The organism is Coprococcus sp. AF51-11b1, from assembly GCF_027682785.1.
In the GTDB taxonomy this organism is placed as follows: Bacteria; Bacillota; Clostridia; order Lachnospirales; family Lachnospiraceae; genus Allocoprococcus; species Allocoprococcus comes.
This window is the reverse complement of record NZ_JAQCZB010000006.1, coordinates 19430-39819: the sequence shown is the minus strand read 5'-3', so window position 1 is coordinate 39819 and position 20390 is coordinate 19430. Positions and strand designations below refer to the sequence as shown.

18 protein-coding genes are annotated in these 20390 nt (G+C 42.7%); 4 read left to right on the top strand and 14 right to left on the bottom strand.

Going from position 1 to position 20390, the window contains the following annotated elements:
- Positions 1–2: 2 nt before the first annotated feature.
- The 3 genes from dapB to PGY05_RS07275 all read right to left on the bottom strand — a co-directional run bounded on the left by dapB (position 3) and on the right by PGY05_RS07275 (position 2472).
- A complete protein-coding gene (dapB, locus tag PGY05_RS07285; RefSeq protein WP_022220287.1) occupies positions 3–761 on the bottom strand; it encodes a 4-hydroxy-tetrahydrodipicolinate reductase in 759 nt (252 codons plus the stop codon).
- Positions 762–880: 119 nt separating this feature from the next.
- A complete protein-coding gene (gene dapA, locus PGY05_RS07280; RefSeq protein ID WP_008374488.1) occupies positions 881–1771 on the bottom strand; it encodes a 4-hydroxy-tetrahydrodipicolinate synthase in 891 nt (296 codons plus the stop codon).
- A 56-nt stretch (positions 1772–1827) separates the two neighbouring features.
- The gene (locus tag PGY05_RS07275; protein WP_008374486.1) at positions 1828–2472 is read right to left on the bottom strand and encodes a single-stranded DNA-binding protein; all 645 of its coding nucleotides are present in this window, start codon (positions 2470–2472) and stop codon (positions 1828–1830) included.
- A gap of 218 nt (positions 2473–2690) precedes the next feature.
- On the opposite strand from PGY05_RS07275, the gene typA reads away from it, so the two are divergent.
- The 3 genes from typA to hpf all read left to right on the top strand — a co-directional run bounded on the left by typA (position 2691) and on the right by hpf (position 5952).
- Entirely contained in the window at positions 2691–4517 is a 1827-nt protein-coding gene (gene typA, locus PGY05_RS07270; RefSeq protein ID WP_008374484.1) for a translational GTPase TypA, read from the top strand.
- Between the two features lie 78 nt (positions 4518–4595).
- Positions 4596–5207 (top strand): transporter, encoded by a 612-nt coding sequence (locus PGY05_RS07265; RefSeq protein ID WP_008374483.1) that lies wholly within the window; start codon positions 4596–4598, stop codon positions 5205–5207.
- Between the two features lie 208 nt (positions 5208–5415).
- The gene (gene hpf, locus PGY05_RS07260) at positions 5416–5952 is read left to right on the top strand and encodes a ribosome hibernation-promoting factor, HPF/YfiA family (protein WP_022220288.1); all 537 of its coding nucleotides are present in this window, start codon (positions 5416–5418) and stop codon (positions 5950–5952) included.
- 114 nt (positions 5953–6066) lie between these two features.
- Here hpf and PGY05_RS07255 read toward each other — a convergent pair whose 3' ends face one another.
- Positions 6067–6723 (bottom strand): YigZ family protein, encoded by a 657-nt coding sequence (locus tag PGY05_RS07255; RefSeq protein ID WP_008374480.1) that lies wholly within the window; start codon positions 6721–6723, stop codon positions 6067–6069.
- A 216-nt stretch (positions 6724–6939) separates the two neighbouring features.
- On the opposite strand from PGY05_RS07255, the gene PGY05_RS07250 reads away from it, so the two are divergent.
- A complete protein-coding gene (locus PGY05_RS07250) occupies positions 6940–9597 on the top strand; it encodes a transglycosylase domain-containing protein (RefSeq protein ID WP_270475585.1) in 2658 nt (885 codons plus the stop codon).
- An 82-nt stretch (positions 9598–9679) separates the two neighbouring features.
- Here PGY05_RS07250 and PGY05_RS07245 read toward each other — a convergent pair whose 3' ends face one another.
- The 10 genes from PGY05_RS07245 to hprK form a co-directional block, all read right to left on the bottom strand.
- On the bottom strand, positions 9680–10837 hold the full coding sequence (locus PGY05_RS07245) for an amidohydrolase family protein (RefSeq protein WP_008374474.1): 1158 nt from the start codon (positions 10835–10837) through the stop codon (positions 9680–9682).
- Positions 10837–11907, bottom strand: coding sequence for an amidohydrolase family protein (locus tag PGY05_RS07240; protein WP_055246734.1), 1071 nt, complete (start codon positions 11905–11907; stop codon positions 10837–10839). The genes PGY05_RS07245 and PGY05_RS07240 overlap by 1 nt, the downstream gene beginning before the upstream one ends.
- 100 nt (positions 11908–12007) lie before the next feature.
- Positions 12008–13696, bottom strand: a complete 1689-nt coding sequence (locus PGY05_RS07235; protein ID WP_008374467.1) for a peptide ABC transporter substrate-binding protein — start codon at positions 13694–13696, stop codon at positions 12008–12010.
- Positions 13697–13723: 27 nt separating this feature from the next.
- The gene (locus PGY05_RS07230; protein WP_022220293.1) at positions 13724–14713 is read right to left on the bottom strand and encodes an ABC transporter ATP-binding protein; all 990 of its coding nucleotides are present in this window, start codon (positions 14711–14713) and stop codon (positions 13724–13726) included.
- Between the two features lie 2 nt (positions 14714–14715).
- Positions 14716–15741, bottom strand: coding sequence for an ABC transporter ATP-binding protein (locus tag PGY05_RS07225; RefSeq protein WP_022220294.1), 1026 nt, complete (start codon positions 15739–15741; stop codon positions 14716–14718).
- 16 nt (positions 15742–15757) lie between these two features.
- Positions 15758–16702, bottom strand: coding sequence for an ABC transporter permease (locus PGY05_RS07220; protein ID WP_008374461.1), 945 nt, complete (start codon positions 16700–16702; stop codon positions 15758–15760).
- Positions 16703–16713: 11 nt separating this feature from the next.
- Positions 16714–17649 (bottom strand): ABC transporter permease, encoded by a 936-nt coding sequence (locus tag PGY05_RS07215; protein ID WP_044999327.1) that lies wholly within the window; start codon positions 17647–17649, stop codon positions 16714–16716.
- Between the two features lie 4 nt (positions 17650–17653).
- On the bottom strand, positions 17654–18316 hold the full coding sequence (locus tag PGY05_RS07210) for a GntR family transcriptional regulator (RefSeq protein WP_008374458.1): 663 nt from the start codon (positions 18314–18316) through the stop codon (positions 17654–17656).
- A gap of 196 nt (positions 18317–18512) precedes the next feature.
- Positions 18513–19451, bottom strand: a complete 939-nt coding sequence (locus PGY05_RS07205) for an ROK family glucokinase (RefSeq protein WP_008374456.1) — start codon at positions 19449–19451, stop codon at positions 18513–18515.
- Between the two features lie 14 nt (positions 19452–19465).
- Entirely contained in the window at positions 19466–20389 is a 924-nt protein-coding gene (gene hprK, locus PGY05_RS07200) for an HPr(Ser) kinase/phosphatase (protein ID WP_270475584.1), read from the bottom strand.
- Between the last annotated feature and the right edge of the window lies 1 nt (position 20390).

The window sequence follows — 20390 nt, the reverse complement described above, 5'->3', positions numbered from 1 at the left end:
GCTTACAGTCCGATCACATCACTCATATCGTACATTCCTGCCGGTTTTCCAGCCAGGAATTTGGCAGCTTCAACTGCACCTTTTCCAAAAATTGCTTTTGAATATGCAGTGTGGTGGAATTCGATCACTTCATCTGCCCCCGCAAAGATGACGTCATGCTGTCCAACGATCGTACCTCCACGTACTGCAACGATCCCGATTTCGTTTTTCTCACGTTTTTTTCGTTCATGACTGCGGTCATAATTGTATACATACTGGTCAGCCATCGCTTCATTAATCGAATCTGCAAGTGCGATCGCTGTTCCACTTGGAGCATCAACTTTCTGATTATGATGTTTTTCTACAATTTCAATATCAAAGCCTGCCGGAGCAAGAACCTTTGCTGCATCCTTTAAAAGCTTCATCAAAAGATTGACTCCCAGTGACATGTTTGCAGAACGGAGAACCGCAACTTTTTCTCCTGCTTCTTTCACCTTTGCAAGCTGTTCCTCAGAAAGTCCTGTTGTGCAAAGAACAACCGGAAGAGTTTTCTCCACACATACATCCAGAAGCTCATCAACTGCTGCTGCGTTTGAGAAATCAATCACAACATCTGCCTGCACATCACACTCTGCAAGGCTTGTAAATACCGGGTACGGATTCTCGATTCCGGTGAATTTATCAATACCTGCCACGATCTCGATCACATCATCCTCCTTTACAAGTCCCGAGATCACCTGTCCCATTTTTCCGTTACATCCATGCATAATTGCCTTAACCATTTTGTATTCCTCCTTGTTATCTCCATTTTCTTGTGTATCTTTTCACAAATTCCTGTATAGCACAAAAGGAACTGATGGATACTCCAGTCAGTCCCTTTTCTCTATAATCTGACCCTTTATTATGCCAGTTTAATTCCAAATGCTTCCAGTTCTTTTGCAAGCTGTGCTGTATGTGCTTCTGTCATCTCTGTCAGAGGCATACGCAGAGGACCTGCCTGCCATCCCATCAGATTTAAAGCCTTTTTAACCGGAATCGGATTCACTTCACAGAATAACTTCTCGATCAGCGGAATCGCATCCAGCTGCATCTTACAGCTTCCCTTGACATCTCCTTCAAAGAACTTTGCACAGATGTCATGTGTATACTGCGGAGCCACGTTCGCAAGAACTGAGATGACACCCTTTCCTCCAACAGAAAGGAGCGGTACGATCTGGTCATCATTGCCTGAATACAGATCGATCTTGCCATCTGTCAGCTGCATGATCTTTGAAATCTGGGAAATATTGCCTGATGCTTCTTTTACCGCAACAATATTCTCTATATTTTTATGTAAAGCTGCAACTGTCTCCGGAGCAATATTCACACCGGTACGGCTCGCCACACTGTAAAGGATAATTGGTGCTTTTGCTTCTTTTGCAACAGCGGTATAATGTGCGATCAGTCCGTCCTGTGTACATTTGTTATAATATGGTGTTACAAGCAGCAGTCCGTCTGCACCGTCTTCTACTGCCTCTTTTGACATCTGGATCGTTGTGTAGGTACTGTTGGAACCGGTACCTGCGATCACCGGGATTCTTCCCTTGACACGCTCGATCGCAAATTTGATGCATTCCATGTGCTCTTCTTCTGATAAAGTAGAGGATTCACCTGTTGTTCCGCAGATGATAATACTGTCGGTCCCATGTGTACAATGGTAGTCCAGCATTTCATCCAGTTTGTCATAATTTATACTCTCGTCCTCATGAAACGGCGTTACAAGTGCCACTCCTGATCCTGTAAATATAGCCATAATATTCCTCCTGACATGTTGCTTTATGATACTAAACGATCAAATCAAGTTTAGCATTAAATGCAGGCACTGTCAATCAGAGTCTTTTCCAGTTTACTGACCGAAACTTCATAAGCAACCCTCTTTTCTGTCTCGGTATCTGAAATCCGTTTTACATATTCCCTGCTCTGGATCCTTCCCAGAAGCTGTACATGCTCTCCCACTTCAAAGCCGGAGGCATATCTTGCATTTCTCCCCCAGCAGATACATGGAATGTAATCCGATTTTCCATATGGGCGGTTAACCGCAAGCAAAAGATCTGCAATCTCCCTTCCAAGCGGTGTCTTTCGGTAGATCGGTTCCTTGCAGATATAACCATCCAGCCAGATACTGTTGGTCTTTGTCCCGTCAGGTTCTTCTTCCATAAAGGAAATCTCCCGTACAAATACGGATAATACCAGACGGTTTTTCTGCTCTTCATGCCGATTGTAAGAGCGGAACTGTCCGTGCACCATAATATACTCTCCGGTATAATCCTGTGTCACGTCGATCAGCCTCTCTGAGATCATCAGCGGAATACGGTCTTCTGAATTGCTCAGTCTTTTCACTTCTACCTCTACCATATAAAAGCCTTCTCCAAAGACCTCATGGCTGAATGAAAATTCAGTTGCTACCTTTCCCATGATCGTTACCTGGTTATTTTCAATAATCTTATCTGACATAATAATGTAAATCTCCTTCCTCTTCGCAGGCGTATTTTACCGCGTTCTTACTCTTGATCACTATCTAATCTATGAAGCTTTTCCAGTTTTTAGAACAAAAAGTAAACTCTTTTTTTGCAGAAAGTCAAATTTTTTTCTTTCTACTTGTAAATTTTTCAAAATGTGATAAACTATACGGGTTGTAACTTTAAATAGGTAATAAGAAGGGTTTTGAGAATATGAAGACAAAACGTGAAGACATTAGAAATATCGCTATCATCGCCCATGTTGACCATGGTAAAACAACATTAGTAGATGAACTTTTAAAACAGAGCGGTGTTTTCCGTGAAAATCAGGAAGTAGCCGAACGAGTAATGGATTCCAACGATATCGAACGTGAACGTGGAATTACCATTCTTTCCAAAAACACTGCAGTTGTTTATAAAAATACAAAGATCAATATCATTGACACTCCTGGACATGCCGATTTCGGCGGAGAAGTAGAACGTGTCCTTAAGATGGTCAATGGAGTGGTTCTTCTGGTTGACGCTTTTGAAGGTGCCATGCCACAGACCAAATTTGTTTTGAAAAAAGCTCTTGCACTGAAGCTCCCGGTTATCGTATGTATCAACAAGATCGACCGTCCGGAAGCACGTCCGGATGAAGTTATCGATGAAGTTCTTGAACTTCTCATCGATCTGGGCGCATCTGACGAACAGCTTGACTGCCCGTTCCTTTTTGCTTCTGCAAGAGACGGATATGCAACTTACAATATCGACGATGAACCGAAAGACATGGTTCCTCTGTTTGAGACCATCCTGGATTACATCCCGGCTCCGGAAGGAGATCCTGATGCAGGTACACAGATGCTGATCAGCACCATCGATTACAATGAATACGTTGGCCGTATCGGTGTTGGAAAAGTCGATAACGGAACGATTTCTGTCAACCAGGATGTAGTTGTTGTAAACCATCATGATCCGGACAAACAGAAAAAAGTAAAGATCAGCAAATTATATGAATTTGACGGTCTGAATAAAGTAGAAGTAAAAGAAGCAGGCATCGGTTCTATCGTTGCAATCTCCGGTATTGCAGATATTTCCATCGGTGATACGATCTGTTCGCCGGACAATCCGGTTCCGATCGAATTCCAGAAGATTTCCGAGCCTACGATCGCAATGCAGTTCGTTGTCAACGACAGTCCGTTTGCAGGACAGGAGGGTAAATTCGTCACTTCCCGTCACCTCCGTGACCGTCTGTTCCGTGAACTGAATACAGACGTCAGCCTTCGTGTTGAAGAGACAGACAACACAGACAGCTTCAAGGTATCCGGACGTGGAGAGCTTCATCTTTCCGTCCTCGTTGAAAACATGCGTCGTGAAGGTTATGAATTCGCAGTCAGCAAAGCCGAAGTTCTTTACAAAAAAGACGAAAACGGCAAGCAGCTCGAGCCAATGGAAACCGTATACATTGATGTACCGGATGAATTTACAGGTATAGTTATTGATAAATTAAGCCAGAGAAAAGGCGAACTCCGCAACATGGGAATGTCTAATGGCGGATACACCCGTCTTGAATTCTCCATCCCGTCAAGAGGTCTGATCGGTTATCGTGGAGAATTCCTGACCGATACAAAAGGTAACGGTATCATGAACACAGCCTTTGACTGCTACGCTCCGTATAAAGGAGATATCCAGTACAGAAGCCAGGGATCCTTGATCGCCTTCGAGACAGGTGAAGCTGTAGCTTACGGTCTGTTCAACGCACAGGATCGTGGAACACTCTTCATCGGACCTGGTGAAAAGGTTTACTCCGGTATGGTAATCGGTCAGAATGCGAAGACAGATGATATCGAACTGAATGTATGTAAGACCAAACACCTTACCAATACCCGTTCTTCAAGTGCTGATGAAGCCTTAAAGCTTACTCCGCCGAGAATCCTCAGTCTGGAAGAAGCACTTGATTTCATCGATACCGATGAACTTCTGGAAGTCACACCGAAGAGCCTGCGTATCCGTAAAAAGATTCTGGATCCTAAACTCCGTAAGAGAAGCAATTTCCAGTAAAAAACTATAGATTTTTCTTTACACTTCCCCCTTGTATCCGTTACAATCTTTGTATACAACGAACAAGGGGGATTTTTTATGAAAAAATACTTAAACGCAGCACTCCATAAGCTGACCGTACTTCTGGAATTTATCATTTCATTCGTTCTGGCTGCCGGAATCATCATTCTGCTTGTCCAGCTGATCCTGTCCATGCCAAATGTTCCGGATCTGAATATTTATCCAAATTACGAAGACCTGGTAGAAACCTGTTTCAATCTGATCATTGGTGTCGAGCTGATCCGTATGCTTTATCAGCACAAGCCTTCCACTGTGTTTGAGGTGCTGTTATTTGCCATCGCCAGACAGGTGATCATGGCACATAATAATCCGGTATCCAGCCTGATCGGTGTGATCTCCATCGCACTTTTATTTGCAACCAGAAAGTTCCTTTTTATTGAATTTGATGAATCTGAAAAAATCATTTTCCGTGCTACTACAAAAGCACGGATTGTAAACAGCATCCTGCACGTCCATATTCCGTATGAAGATGAACAAACCTTATATGACGTGATCACTAAAAGATTTGAACAGGAAAAAACAGAAATTGGTGTTGGTGCAAGTACATTCTTCGACAATTTTGGTCTGCGCGTTGCCAAAATGCATAACGGCAAGATCAGTCGTATCGAAGTAATCCGCTCCATACATTGACAGAATTTTCTGATAATTCAGTTTTCTTTACAGAATTTTAATAATTTTTTTGCATTTACCATTGCATCTCTCCCCTATGATAGAGTATAATGTAGCTATAGCCGGAAGGATATAAAAACTATCTATACATCCTGCCGGTCAAGCTCTTATAGATGCACTTATCTCCGTACATACTATGAGAAATATGAGAAAAAAGGAGTTGAGCTGTATGAATTTTATCATTAGCGGAAGAAACATTGACATCACACCTGGTCTCAGACAGGCTGTAGAACAGAAATTAGGAAAACTGGAAAAGTATTTTACTCCTGAAACTGACATTATCGTTACACTCAGTGTAGAAAAAGAACGTCAGAAAATCGAAGTTACGATCCCTGTAAAAGGAAACATTATCCGTTCCGAGCAGGAAAGCAGCGATATGTATGTATCCATTGATCTCGTAGAAGAAATTATCGAGCGTCAGCTCAGAAAGTATAAAACCAAACTGATTGCAAAACAGCAGGGCGGACATGATTTCCGTCAGGAATTTATTGAATCCGATACTTCGGCAGCAGAGTCAGATGAGATTGAGATCGTCCGTACCAAACGTTTCGGCATCAAACCAATGTTCCCGGAGGATGCCTGCATTCAGATGGAACTTCTCGGACATAACTTCTACGTATTCAGCAATGCTGAGACAGACGAAGTCAATGTCGTATATAAGAGAAAGAATGGAACCTACGGTCTGATCGAACCGGAATTCCAGTAAACCAATAAGCTCATACAGAGAACCTGCTGTCTGCAGTTCCTCCTGTATACTAAGACATTAAAACCCCTATACAGAACGGATTCTCCGTTCTGTATAGGGGTTCTTTTTCCTGTTCTATTCCTCAAAAACCAGGATTTCTTTTCCATCCTCCGCAAAATAGCAGCTGTCTCCTTTTTCGATCACAGCCTGTCCATTTGTTCCCTCTGTAATCTCGGAAACCACACATTGCTCCTGATCATAAGGCAGAATCACTTTCATCAGCACTTTATCCGTATACTGTGTATCCTGCACACTGATCTGCCGTTGTCCGAGGATATACTGGATCTTCCCAAGTCCGGTATAATCCGTTCCAATCTCATACCGGTAACCCAGGCGCTTTGTGATCACAGTACTTGCCTGAAGACCTTCCTTTACTGCTCCCTGATAAGCCCGCACCAGACCACCTGTTCCCAGAAGCGTCCCGCCAAAATACCTGGTCACAACAACCGCCGTATCGTGAAGACCTTCCCCTGTAAGCACATCCAGCATCGGTTTTCCTGCTGTACCTGCAGGCTCCCCGTCATCACTACATCTCAGAGTTGGATTTGTTACACCGATCACATAAGCAAAACAGTTATGTCTTGCGTCCCAGTATTTTTTCTTCACTTCTTCTATAAATGCCAGTACTTCTTCTTCTGAGTGTACCGGTCTTACCGTTGCGATAAAACGGGATTTCTTTTCAACAATTTCCCCTTCTCCTCCCCGGTATACTGTTTTGTATTCTTCCTGCATGTCTGCGTTTTTCCCTTCATTTTCCTTATATTTTCACTATTCCCAGTATACAAATCTATTTCTTCAGATGCAAGAAAATTACAAAAATGTTACAATTTCCCTATATTTCCGAAATTTTTCTTAATTTTGTAAAATGGAACATTGAAGTTTTCAATTTTTCCTTTATTTAGATTATCAAGTTTGATATAATATTGCAATATGAAGGAGGAAGCATTCATGAATTATGGAAAGCGAAAAGCTTCTAAAAAACAAAAACGCATAACATCGAAAAAGAATATGCACAAAAAGAAACTGGGCGTTCGCCTTTTTAAAGGTTTTCTATTATGTATCTTTGTCTGCTGTATCCTCGCAGCGATCGGAGGTGGCTTTATCATCAAGCATGTGATTGATAATGCACCTGAGATTACAGCTGACAGCATCAAACCACAGGGTTATACGTCCACCGCACTTGCAGATGACGGCACGACAACAATAGCCGAATTCACCGGTGCAGGTGCCAACCGTGTATATAAGACGATTGATCAGATCCCGGAGGATCTGCAGCATGCATTCGTCGCAATCGAAGACTCCCGTTTTTACAAGCATAACGGTGTTGATATCCAAGGTATTATCCGTGCTTTTGTTGTTGGTATCACTCATGGTGGCAACTTCTCTGAAGGAGCCAGTACCATTACCCAGCAGCTGATCAAGAACAATGTCTTCCCTGACTTTGTAAATGAAAGCACTTTTGAAGAAAAGCTGGAACGTAAGATCCAGGAACAGTATCTCGCAATTCAGGTTGAAAAGCAGCTTGATAAAGATTCAATCCTTGAAAGCTACCTGAACACGATCAACCTTGGTCAGGACTGTCTGGGAGTACAGTCAGCCGCACAGAGATATTTTAATAAGGATGTCAATGAACTTAACCTTTCCGAATCTGCAACCATCGCTGCAATCACACAGAATCCGGGAAGATACAATCCGATCACCAATCCGGAAGACAACGCAACCCGCCGCAAAAAAGTTCTGGATAATATGCTCGATCAGGGCTGGATCGACCAGGCTGCCCATGATGAGGCACTGGCAGATGACGTATATTCCAGAATTCAGAACGTAAATACACGGATCGAAGAGACCAACACCGTCAACTCTTATTTTGTTGATGCCCTGTCTGAGCAGCTGATCGAAGATCTCACCTCAGAAGACGGACTTGGATATTCCCAGACACAGGCAGAGAACGCACTGTACAGCGGTGGTCTCACCATTTATTCAACTCAGAATCTTACGATGCAGAACATCTGTGATGAAGAATTGAATGATGACAACAATTATCCGGCCAATATTGACTGGGGTGTTGATTATGCCCTCACAGTCTATCATACTGATGGCTCGGTAGATAACTACAGTGCCGGACACCTGAAACAATTCGGGGCAGATCAGTACGGTGATGATGAAGGACTTCTCTTCGGATCACAGGAAGCTGCACAGGAAAGAATTGACGCATTCCGTAACAGTCTTCTCCAGGATGGCGAGACCTATGATGAGTATGTCAACCTCTCTCCACAGCCGCAGACTTCACTGACCATCATCGATCAGAAAACAGGGCAGATCAAAGCTCTTGTCGGTGGCCGTGGACAAAAGACAACCAACCGTGGACTGAACCGCGCATACAAGGGTTCTACCCGTAACGCAGGTTCTACATTCAAGATTCTTGCCGTATACGCTCCGGCATTGGACAGCGCAGATCTTACACTTGCTACCACCGAAGTTGATGAAGAATACTACTATCAGCACGACCTGGAACATCATCAGGTTCATAACTGGTGGGGCGATTACTATAAAGGTACCGTAACATACCGTCAGGCGATCGAACAGTCCATGAACATCATTGCGGTAAAGACATTGAATAAGATTGGTATCAATCTTGGTTTTGAATACTGCGAGAAATTTGGTCTTTCCACACTTACCGAAGACGATGCTGTAGAGTCTCTTGCTCTTGGTGGTATTTCCCATGGTGTTTACAACTATGAACTGACAGCAGCCTATGCATCCATTGCAAACGGCGGTGTATATAACAAACCATCCCTGTACACAAAGGTATTGGATCATGATGGTAATGTCCTGATCGACAACTCCAATCCGGAAAGCCACACTGTGATCAAAGATACAACTGCAGCACTTCTTACCAACGCCATGCAGGATGTTGTCGCAAAGGGTACTGCAACCGATGCACAGCTCAATAATATGCCTGCATCCGGTAAATCCGGTACAACCTCCGACAACCGTGACTTCTGGTTCGAAGGATTTACACCGTATTATACCTGTGGTATCTGGATGGGTTACGATGGTAACCAGGAAATGTCTGAAGGAAGCTGGAACTATCATTTCAAGATCTGGGCTAAGATCATGAACCGGATCGATGAAGCTTTGGGACTAACCTACAAAGACTTCGCGATGCCAGGTTCTCTCGTTCAGAAGAGCGTATGTACAATTTCCGGTAAACTTGCCGGTTCCGGCTGTCCGTCACAGACCGAATGGTTTGATCCGGATACTGTCCCGACCGAGACATGTTCCGGACATGCAAGCAAGTCAACTACCACAAACAGTACAAAAAATTCGAATGACAAATCCGATTCTAATAGTACAACGGGTGGAAACTCCTCCGGTAACTCTACCGGCACTAATGGGGATACTACCGGTGGTACCGGCGGTGATTCCGGCAATACCGGCGGCGGCACTGATTCCGGTAATAATAGTGGCAATTCTGGTAATACCGGTGGCGATTCCGGTAATACTGGTGGCGATTCCGGTAATACCGGTGGCGATTCCGGTAATACCGGTGGCGGCACTGATTCCGGCAATACCGGCGGCTCAGATTCTGGCAATGGACAATAAGAATCTATCATCCAATTAGAAAAAGAGATCAGTGAATATTTGAAATTCACTGATCTCTCTTTTTTATCTATCAATCTGGTTTCTATTTCTGATATACGATCTTACCTTCAATCATCGTATAGTATACCATCGCATCGGTATCAAGTCCGAGTTTTCCTTTCATTACAATAATATCTGCATCTTTTCCTTCTTCCAGGCTTCCCAGACGGTCTTCTACGCCCAGCACTTTTGCAGCATTGATCGTAACCGTTCTTACTGCTCTCTCCTGTGCAAGTCCTTCACGCACTGCTTCTCCCACATGATGATACAGGGATTCTTCACTCAGAATCGGTGAATCAGTGATCATCGCCACATTCACCCCTCTGTCATCCAGCATTTTTACAGCTTCCACATCGATTTTTCTACGTTCTCCAGGGCTACGGTAAGTTGCAATCGGTCCGTAGCATATATCGCATCCGCTTTCCACGATTTCATCCAGATAATCGGTTGCTCCCCATGCATGTTCTAATGAGAAGTGTACGTTGTATTTTTTCGCAATCTCGATTGCTGTGAGCATATCATACTGTGTACAGTGGATCTTACATGGAATTTCTCCTTTTAAAGCCAGGCAAAGAGCTTCCATATCCGGATCATACTCCACTTCTTTATTCTGTTCTTTGTCTTCCATGTATTTCTTTGCTTTTGCAAAGGTATCATCCAGAACCTTAGCGATTCCCATTCTTGTCATCGGAAGTCTTCTCTGATCTCCGTATGTATTTTTCGGATTACCGCCAAGAGCAATCTTTACAGCACATGGAGATTTGATTGTCATATCAAACACATTGTTTCCATAAGTTTTAAGTGCAAACGGAAGTCCGCAAAATACATTTCCGCTTCCCGGAGTCAGAAGCATGGTTGTGATTCCGTGCTCATAAGCTACTTTAAATTCTCTTGCTTTTGGATTTGTTCCAAAACGTGCATCAACAGAAAGAGTAACCGGATTTGTCATCTCATTGGCATCGTCTACACCCGGATCCACATTGAAATCAAATAATCCGATGTGAGAATGTGCATCGATAAGTCCCGGAAGAACATAATATCCTTCTGCCTCAATGAGCTTATCTCCATCCTCTAAGCAGTCTTCACTGATATGTTCTGCTACTTCTTTGATCTTTGTTCCTTCGACGAGAATATCCCCCTGAAAGATGCCCTTATCCTCTGTCATTGTATACAAAATACCATTTTTGATTAATGTCTGCATTACGATAATACCACCTTTCCATTTATCATACAAAACTGTACGTGTGCCGCATAAGATTTTACAGGATGATCACTGTAAATTGTGATGTCCGCGTCTTTTCCAACTTCGATACTTCCGATCTGATCTGCAACACCAAGCATCTCGGCTGGCTGGATCGTCATCATTTTTACTACATCCTCGGCATCGATTCCTGCACGATATACTTCGATTGCACTCCAGATGAATACTTCTCTACCTTCAGAAGCACCTTTGCATGTGTTTGTAAATGCGATGCGGTTTCCGTTTTCTACCAGTTCTTTTAATCTGGAAAGGTCGATTTCATGTTTGGAAATCTGTGACAGATTGCTGAAATTACCAAAGATAATTCCAACTTTCTTTTCTTTCAGTTCTTCAATCGCATCGCCGAATTCAAATCCATCTACGATTGTAAGCTGGATATCTTCATCTTTCAGAAGCTCCATAAGACACTGAATCTCACCTGCAGTTTCTGCTGCGATGACAAATGGCATCTGATATTTCTTCAAAAGGTCATCTTTTCTGATTGCTTCTTTGAGCAAATGGAAAATTCCCATTCTTGTTTTCGGCATCTGGTTACTTGCACCATATACATCCTTAACGGTTGAGCATACGCTCCCCTTCATTGCTGCGTGCTCTTTTACAATACGGTTTGCCATATGATCCGGAGCTGTCTTACACACTGTAATCTGTCCTCCGATCACATTGCTGTGATCCGGTGAAAATCCAACAGATGTAATTCCTGATTTGTAGAATTCCTGTGCATTCACTTCATCTGGATCGATGGCATACTTCACGCTCAGATCCGGATTGATTACATTTGTAGTTTCTGCATTATCTCTGTAACGAGTCGGAATCCCCATAGCTCCGATAGAAGAATGTGGATCGATGAAACCAGGGAAAACTTGTTTTCCGGTTGCATCGATAATTTCTGCATCCGCTTCGCAAATATTCTTTTCGATTTTCTTAATCTTTTTCCCCTCGATTAAGATATCATAGTTTTCGAGCACTTCACCCGTTCCGGTATGAATGGTTCCATTTTTAATTACATACATAATCATTTCTCCATTTACTTTTATTTTTTACCTTAAAGTGCCATAGAGGTTTTGCAACCTCTATGACATTTTTGTTTAATTTATATCTCTAAAAGACATGCTATTTTTCAATATAAACCTTTGAGAAATCAACCTGACCAACTGTAGAAACGAAGTAGTTCTTCACATATTTCTTAACAAATGTAGGTGCTTCTTCAACATAAGTAGGTTCGATCAGTCCTGACTTAACAACCAGTTCTTCTGCCTGCAGATAAAGCTCTGCCTTCTTCTGGTCATCAACTTCAAATTTTGCTTCATTCAGAAGTTCCTGATATTTCTTAGGATCTTCTCCAGACCATCCTGTCTTTTCTGCGTTGAAATATCCATTATCCGGATCGAATAACTGAAGAAGAGCACTTGGTTCATTGTAGTATGGTCCCCAGCCGCCTGTTGCGATATCGTAATCACCGGCGTCAATCTTATCCCACATGATGTTCCATTCCATCATATCGATTTCGATATTGATTCCAAGAACGCTTTCCCACTGCTGTTTCATCCATTCAGCAATCTTTTTAGATACTTCAGATGTACCACGGCTTGCATAACGGATTGTCACTTTTGACGGGTCTGGATCTTTACCAAGTTCTTTTAACCCTTCAATAAGTAAAGCTTTCGGATCTTTGATTTCATCCTGAAGTTCCTGAACGAAATGGTTCTTTCCGCCAACTAATTCTGTGTATGTTTTTTCCCCAACCTGAATGGTATCTGGCATCATAGAATAAATCGGAACACCTTTTCCATTACGAAGAGTATCGATCATTTCCTGACGGTCATAAGCTACTGATAAAGCCTGTCTGATCTTTTCATTGCACAGATATTCGTTTGCTGCATTCAGCATGAAGAATTCCGGTGCACTATCCGGAACCTGATAAGATTCAGATTCTCCCTGTTCTTCGATAGTCTTTCCCCAGTTTGCATCCGTTGTACCGATCACATCCAGTTCACCGTTGATATAAGACTGAACTGCAGTACCTGATTCCTGAATGATCTTGCTATTGATCTTGTCAAGCTTCACATCGTCGGCTCCCCAGTACTGATCATTTCTTACCAATACCATCTCTGTATTCTGACTCCAGCTTTCAATCTTGAAAGGTCCGTTAAATACAGTCTTTGTTTCTGATGTTGCATAGTCGCTTCCGAGTTTTTCATACATTGCTTTGTTTACCGGATAAGCTGATGAGGAAACCAGTTCCAGGAAGTAAGATGCCGGGTGGATAATTTTGATTTCCAGTGTATCTTCATCAATGGCATGTACACCGATTTCTTCCGGTTTCTTTCCCTGATCGTAAAGAGCTTCTGAGAAGTTCTCGATAATTCCATCAAACAGCCATGCATTTGTTGCTGCAACGGATGGAGTTGCCATCTTCTGGAAAGTAAATTCAAAGTCATTTGCAGTTACTTTCGTTCCATCGCTCCACTTCGCATCTTTGTTCATGTGGAAAGTATAAGTAAGTCCATCTTCACTGATATCCCAGCTCTCTGCTGCAGCAGGCACGATTTTATAGGTATTTCCTTCCTGAGTTACTCTTTTAACGAGTGGATCCAATACCATGTTAAATGCTGAGTTATCCGGGCCAGTTGTGTTGATCAGCGGGTTCAGTCCGACAACCACACTGTTGTTGGAGATATTCAGAACCTGTTCTGTTTTTCCGTCAGAACTAGCTTTTTTGTCATCTCCGCCACATCCGGCAAGACAGCTGACTGCCATTGCTACTGCGAGTCCCATCGCTAATGTTTTTCTTTTTTTCATAGTCTTCCTCCTTTATATCCAGCAAGATTACTCTTGCGGGTGATCTTCCATCAACTCTTTTGCTCTATGACAAGCTACAAAGTGTTCCGGTTTGAGTTCTTCAAGCTGCGGTGTCTCCTGATGACATTTTTCTGTTGCATATCTGCATCTCGTCACAAATCTGCATCCAGGTTTTGGATTAACCGGGCTTGGGATCTCTCCCTCGAGTCGAATTCTCTTCTTCTGTTCTTCTGTGTCCGGATCCGGGATCGGAATCGCTGCCATCAACGCTTTTGTATATGGATGAAGTGGATTCTGATATAATTCATCACTCTCTGCAAATTCAACCATATTTCCCAGATACATTACACCGACACGGTCTGAAATATGTTTTACCATAGACAGGTCATGTGCGATAAAGAGATAGGTCAGGTTTTTCTTCTGCTGAAGTTCGATCAGCAGGTTGACAACCTGTGCCTGAATGGAAACGTCAAGAGCTGAAATCGGCTCATCGCAAACGATGAATTCTGGTTCGATAGCAAGTGCTCTTGCGATTCCAATACGCTGTCTTTGTCCGCCTGAGAATTCATGAGGGAAACGAAGCGCATGTTCTCGGTTAAGTCCGACCAGTTCCAGTAATTCATAAATCTTTTCCTGGCGTTCTTTTCCGGTATAAAGCTTGTGAATGTCAATTCCTTCCCCGATGATGTCACCGACTGTCATTCTCGGATTCAGTGAAGAATATGGATCCTGGAAAATAATCTGAGCTCTCTTTGTAAACTCTTTCTTTTCATTTTTATTCAGTTTATTAATATCAACTCCGTCAAAAAGAACTTCACCGCCTGTAGCCTTGTAAAGCCCCATAACTGTCTTTCCACAGGTTGTTTTACCACAGCCGGATTCTCCTACGATTCCAAGAGTCTCACCTTTATAGATCTTAAAGTTTACCCCATCCACTGCCTTCAGTGTCTGGTTTCTTCCAACCTGAAAATATTTCTTCAGGTCTTTCACTTCGATCAGTACTTCTTTTTTATCCATGGTTACTGTCTCCTCCTTATCATATTCTCAGGAAGATTGCTCACATCCGCTCTTGGATCATGAAGCCAGCAGTTGCATTCCTGTGTATCACTGAATTTTGTAAGCTCCGGATATTTCTTTCTGCAGATATTCATTCCATACTCACAACGCGGAGCAAAAGAACATCCAACCGGCGGATTGATAAGATCCGGCGGCGTTCCTTTTAAGGAATATAATGTTTCTTTGTTTGTAGAATGAATCTTCGGAACGGAATCCAGAAGAGCTCTCGTATAAGGATGTGTAGACTGATAGAAAATCTCTCGTACATCACCACGTTCTACAATTTTTCCTGCATACATCACCTGAATCTTATCTGCAACACTCGCTACAACACCTAAGTCATGGGTTACGAGGATCATCGCCATATCCAGTTCTTTTTGCAGTTCTCCGATCAGTTCCATAATCTGTGCCTGAATGGTTACGTCCAGAGCAGTTGTCGGCTCATCCGCAATCAGGATCTCCGGTTTACATGCAAGTGCGATTGCGATCATCGCTCTCTGTCTCATACCGCCTGAAAATTCAAACGGATACTGTTTCATTCGTTTTTCTGCATTTGGTATTTTAACCAGCTGCAGCATTTCTAAAGCTTCTTTATATGCTTCTTCTTTAGAAATCTGTCTATGAATCAGAATACTTTCTGCAATCTGATCTCCGATCTTCATGGTCGGATTCAGTGAAGTCATTGGATCCTGGAAAATCATTGAAATCTTGCTTCCTCGAATGGAAACCATTTCATTTTCTGACTTTTTCAGAAGATCTTCCCCGTGGAACAATACTTCAGAGTTTTCACCTATTATTGTGTTCGATTCTGGAAGCAATCGCATGATTGCTTTTGAAGATACTGTCTTACCACAGCCAGACTCTCCTACAATCGCAAGAGTTTCTCCTTTATGCAGATTAAAATCAATTCCTCTTACTGCATGTGAGATTCCGGCATAGGTCTTGAAAGATACCTCCAGGTTTTTCACTTCCAGTATTTTTTCTTTCATCTTGTAGTTCCCCCTTTTATTTTCTCAGCTTCGGATCCAATGCATCTGAAAGTCCATCACCGATCAGATGGAAAGTCAGCATTGTAAGTACGATCATCAGACATGGGAAGAACAATTCATGTGGGTAAAACATAAGCTGCTGCTGTCCTGCTGATGCAAGTGCTCCCCAGCTGGTTTCCGGTGGTCTTACTCCAAGTCCGATATAACTTAAGAAAGCCTCACTGAAAATAAATCCCGGAACTGACATCGTGATATCAACCATAATAATTCCAAGTGTATTCGGAAGAAGATGTTTGACAATAATACGTCCGGTTGATGCACCAAGTGCTGTTGCTGCCTGCACATAATCCTGTTCCTTGATCTGAAGGATCTGTCCTCTTACCATACGCGCGGTTCCTACCCACGCGGTAAGGCTCATTGCAAAAACAAGGGAGAACATACTTCTTCCAAGTACCATGGATAAAATTACTACAATGATCAGATATGGCAGGTTTCCGATAAATTCGCAGATACGCATGATGATGTCATCTACCAGTCCGCCTTTTAATCCTGCCAGCGCTCCAAGAAGTGCTCCGATCACAAACATTACCAATGTACAACATAAACCAATATAAATTGAAATACGTCCACCTACACAGACACGGGTAAAGAGATCTCTTCCCATATCATCTGTACCAAACCAGTGTGCACTGCTTGGTCCCTGATTCTTGATCGACGCATCGATCAGCTGATAATCCTGTCCTGTGACCATTGGTCCGATAAACAGGAGCACTACGATCAGGCCTAATAATATAAGACCAAATATTGCAAGTTTGTTTTCCCTGAATCTTCTCCAGACATCCGCCCAATAGGTCAGGGATTTCTCTCCGATATCTTCACCAGATAATCCTTCCGTCCCAACACGTTTAAAATCATCTGATTCATTCCATTCTTCTGTCATTACTACCTCTTTTGTACTCATCAGAAGCCCTCCTATTTCTTACCTTTTGCAACTCGGATTCTCGGATCGACGATTCCATACAGAATGTCTACTACAATCAGCGAGCCAACGAACAAAATAGCAAAGAAAATTGTAAGACCGATTACCATCGTATAATCATTATCCGAAACTGCTTTTACATAGTAGAATCCAAGTCCCGGAATCGCAAACATACGTTCAAGGATGAATGATCCTGCAAAAATTCCTGCCAGAGAAGGTCCGATCATAGTAATGATAGGAAGCATTGCATTTCTCAAAACATGTTTCCGTACAACTCTCTTCTTTGTACATCCCTTTGCTTTTGCTGTAATAATATAATCTTCTCCGATAACAGATAAGGTACTGCTTCTCATATATTTTGTATAAGATGCGATACCGCCGATCGCATATGCGGCAACCGGAAGAATATAATGTTTCATTTGTCCCCAGCCGAATACCGGCACCAGTTTCCACTTAAATGCCAGAAAATACTGCAATACAGATGCAAATACGAAACTAGGAACACAAATAGCTAATACAACGAGTACCCTTATGACATGATCCACCGGTTTTCCCCTGTTAAGAGCCGCTACCATTCCAAGACATATACCAATCGTTGTCTGGAAGAGTAGTCCCAACAAACCTATCTTCGCTGATACCAGCGTATTGTTTTTAATAATGTCATTTGCTGACTGACCGGTATAAATAATAGATTCTCCGAAGTCTCCTGTTGTAAGAAGATTCTTCATATAAGTTGTATACCGTTTTACTACCGGCTGATCGAGTCCGTATTTCTCACGGATAATCTGCTGTGCCTGTTCAGGCATCTGACCAACCTTCGCAGCGATCGGATCTCCGGGAGCACCTGCTACCAAGAAAAATGTCGCTGTCGTAATCAAGAACAATGTCAAAACAGCATATGCCAGCCTTTTCCCAATAAATTTAACCATACCTTCAGTTCCTTTCTCCTTTTTTCTTTTGATTTTCATACAGAACATGCGGGACAACCATGTAGTGTAATTCTATCTCTTTACAGATATCTTCGACTGTCCCTTTATGAAACAGATCCAAAATTCTCTGATGATTGATGTGGACCACATCAAATGGTACCAGAGTTTTTGTATCCATCGTATAATATGCCGCCGTATTCCCTCCTTCCAGTATTTTCCAGATTCTATGAAGTTTTTCACTGTGTGCGGTCTTCACAATACATTCATGGAACTGTTCATCGAATTTTATAACATCATACAGATTTTTCTGATTGGCCGCTTTCTCCATGGAAAGGACAAGCTTCTGCATCTCTTCATCCTGTTCTTTGCTGATCTCTCCCCCGCACATCTGCACTGCCAGTTTCTCAAGCGTAGACTGGATCAGGTATGTTTCCTGCATCTCTTCATAAGTCATCGTCTTTACTACGCAGCCTTTCTGCGCTTCATATACAACCAACCCTTCTTCTTCAATCTGCCTGAGAGCTTCTCTTAAGGGACCTCTGCTGACTTTCAGCTCTTCTGCTACTTTTGCCTCTATAATTCGTTCTCCCGGTTTGATCTCTCCTGATAAAATCTTATGTCTTAAAATTTCAACTACTTGCTCTCTTAATGTTTTACGTATTATCATTTTGTCTTCCTTTTCACAATTTTTTAGAGTTCATAGGCTTATTTAATAATGTTACTACGATAAGTCTACATCATTTTGTGCAGAATGTCAAATGTAAACATTTGTTATTCTGCATTTTCTTCTATAAAAAACAAAAATCTTGCAAGAATGTTAAATATTTCTCACAAGATTTTTGTTTTTTTATAATATCTTTCACTTATTTCAGTACCAGTTTTGCTGCTCCGCAGATTCCTGCATCATTTGCAAGTTCTGCGAGTGCAAATTCTGTATCTTTGTCTGCAAAGAATGCCATTTCTTTAAATGGACCTTTGATGTAATCCAGCAGAACCTCTCCGGCTTTTGATACCCCTCCGCCGATTACGATAACCGCCGGATCACAGGCAGCTGCAAGGTTCGCCAGCGCATGTCCCAGATACTTTCCAAATTCAGTTGCGATTTCGATTGCAACTTCGTCTCCGGCTTTCACTGCATCAAACACTTCTTTCGCAGACATCTCTGCCACATTTCTGAGGGTACTTGGTTTCTCATCTTTTGCAAGACGCATATTGGCAAGTCTTGTGATTCCTGTTGCAGAAGCATACTGTTCCAGACAGCCTTTCTTTCCACATCCACAGGTTTCTGTCTCCTGGTAGTTTACACACAGATGACCGATCTCTCCGCCAGCACCGTGTGCCCCTACAAGGCACTTTCCATCCACGATGATTCCACCGCCAACACCGGTTCCAAGGGTAACCATAATAACATTCTTGTGACCTTTTCCGCCACCTTTCCACATCTCACCAAGCGCAGCTACATTTGCATCATTCCCCGGAATCACTTTCATTCCGTCAAGAAGCTCTTCCAGTTCACGTGTCACTTCTTTGTATCCCCATCCAAGATTTGCTGTATTCTGAACAATTCCATCCTCGGTTACCGGTGCCGGAAGCCCCATTCCAAGTCCGATGATCTGTTCCTTCACCAGTTTCTTTTCTGCCATCTTTGCTTTCACTGCCTGCGCAATATCCGGGAGGATTGCTTCTCCCTGGTTCTCAGTACGTGTCTTGATCTCCCATTTGTCAAGAAGCTCTCCGTCTTCCTGAAAAAGTCCCATCTTTACTGTCGTTCCGCCTATATCGATACCAAAACAATATTTCATCTGTCTCCTGCTCCTTACATATTCTTTTTTAGATTTTCCTGTACCCGGCGGTACAGCTCCTGAGCTGCGTTATAGCCCATTTGTTTCTGTCTGTGGTTGACTGCCGCTGATTCTACGATAATGGCAACATTACGTCCCGGGCGGATTGGAATACTGTGGCATACAACCTTATTACCAAGAAATTCTGTATACTCCTCAGTAAGTCCAAGCCTGTCGTACTCGCGATCCTTGTTCCAGTCCTCAAGCGTAATGACGAGATCAATATTTTGTGTCTCTCTTACACTCTGCACACCAAACAGCGTCTTTACGTCAATGATACCAATTCCGCGAAGTTCAATAAAATGGCGGGTAATATCCGGTGCTGTACCAACAAGAGTATCATCACTGACCTTCCGGATCTCCACCACGTCATCTGTTACCAGACGATGACCTCGCTTGATCAGCTCCAGTGCCGCCTCACTTTTACCGATACCGCTGTCTCCCATGATCAGAACACCGACTCCATAACAATCCACCAGTACCCCGTGAATTGAAATACACGGTGCCAGTTCCACTTTCATCCAGCGGATCAGTTCTGCTGAAAAGGAAGAAGTCTGTTTATCCGTAATAAATACCGGAATATTGTTCTTCACTGCTTTCTCCAGAAATTCCGGATCCGGCTGCAGATTTCTGCAGAAAATAAAGCATGGAATCCCATACTCAAGCAGTGTATCATATATTCTCATCTTATGCTCATATTCCAGTGTCTGCAGATAAGTGTACTCTACATATCCGATAAGCTGAATCCGTTCGCAATCAAAATGATCAAAAAATCCGGCGAGCTGAAGTGCCGGACGGTTAATATCCGGAATTTTTACTTCCCGCTGTGTCATATCGACATCCGGAGTAAGATTTCTAAGTTCCATCTTCTCTACGATTTTTGTTAATGTAACTCCCATA

What these genes read in the sequence shown, in the direction of transcription:
- PGY05_RS07230 (WP_022220293.1), bottom strand. Translation starts at nt 14,713, where the DNA reads ATGGATAAAAAAGAAGTACTGATCGAAGTGAAAGACCTGAAGAAATAT.
- PGY05_RS07220 (WP_008374461.1), bottom strand. Translation starts at nt 16,702, where the DNA reads ATGAGTACAAAAGAGGTAGTAATGACAGAAGAATGGAATGAATCAGAT.
- PGY05_RS07245 (WP_008374474.1), bottom strand. Translation starts at nt 10,837, where the DNA reads ATGCAGACATTAATCAAAAATGGTATTTTGTATACAATGACAGAGGAT.
- typA (WP_008374484.1), top strand. Translation starts at nt 2,691, where the DNA reads ATGAAGACAAAACGTGAAGACATTAGAAATATCGCTATCATCGCCCAT.
- dapA (WP_008374488.1), bottom strand. Translation starts at nt 1,771, where the DNA reads ATGGCTATATTTACAGGATCAGGAGTGGCACTTGTAACGCCGTTTCAT.
- PGY05_RS07255 (WP_008374480.1), bottom strand. Translation starts at nt 6,723, where the DNA reads ATGCAGGAAGAATACAAAACAGTATACCGGGGAGGAGAAGGGGAAATT.
- PGY05_RS07205 (WP_008374456.1), bottom strand. Translation starts at nt 19,451, where the DNA reads ATGAAATATTGTTTTGGTATCGATATAGGCGGAACGACAGTAAAGATG.
- PGY05_RS07225 (WP_022220294.1), bottom strand. Translation starts at nt 15,741, where the DNA reads ATGAAAGAAAAAATACTGGAAGTGAAAAACCTGGAGGTATCTTTCAAG.
- PGY05_RS07210 (WP_008374458.1), bottom strand. Translation starts at nt 18,316, where the DNA reads ATGATAATACGTAAAACATTAAGAGAGCAAGTAGTTGAAATTTTAAGA.
- PGY05_RS07215 (WP_044999327.1), bottom strand. Translation starts at nt 17,649, where the DNA reads ATGGTTAAATTTATTGGGAAAAGGCTGGCATATGCTGTTTTGACATTG.
- PGY05_RS07275 (WP_008374486.1), bottom strand. Translation starts at nt 2,472, where the DNA reads ATGTCAGATAAGATTATTGAAAATAACCAGGTAACGATCATGGGAAAG.
- dapB (WP_022220287.1), bottom strand. Translation starts at nt 761, where the DNA reads ATGGTTAAGGCAATTATGCATGGATGTAACGGAAAAATGGGACAGGTG.
- PGY05_RS07265 (WP_008374483.1), top strand. Translation starts at nt 4,596, where the DNA reads ATGAAAAAATACTTAAACGCAGCACTCCATAAGCTGACCGTACTTCTG.
- PGY05_RS07235 (WP_008374467.1), bottom strand. Translation starts at nt 13,696, where the DNA reads ATGAAAAAAAGAAAAACATTAGCGATGGGACTCGCAGTAGCAATGGCA.
- hpf (WP_022220288.1), top strand. Translation starts at nt 5,416, where the DNA reads ATGAATTTTATCATTAGCGGAAGAAACATTGACATCACACCTGGTCTC.
- PGY05_RS07250 (WP_270475585.1), top strand. Translation starts at nt 6,940, where the DNA reads ATGAATTATGGAAAGCGAAAAGCTTCTAAAAAACAAAAACGCATAACA.
- hprK (WP_270475584.1), bottom strand. Translation starts at nt 20,389, where the DNA reads ATGGGAGTTACATTAACAAAAATCGTAGAGAAGATGGAACTTAGAAAT.
- PGY05_RS07240 (WP_055246734.1), bottom strand. Translation starts at nt 11,907, where the DNA reads ATGTATGTAATTAAAAATGGAACCATTCATACCGGAACGGGTGAAGTG.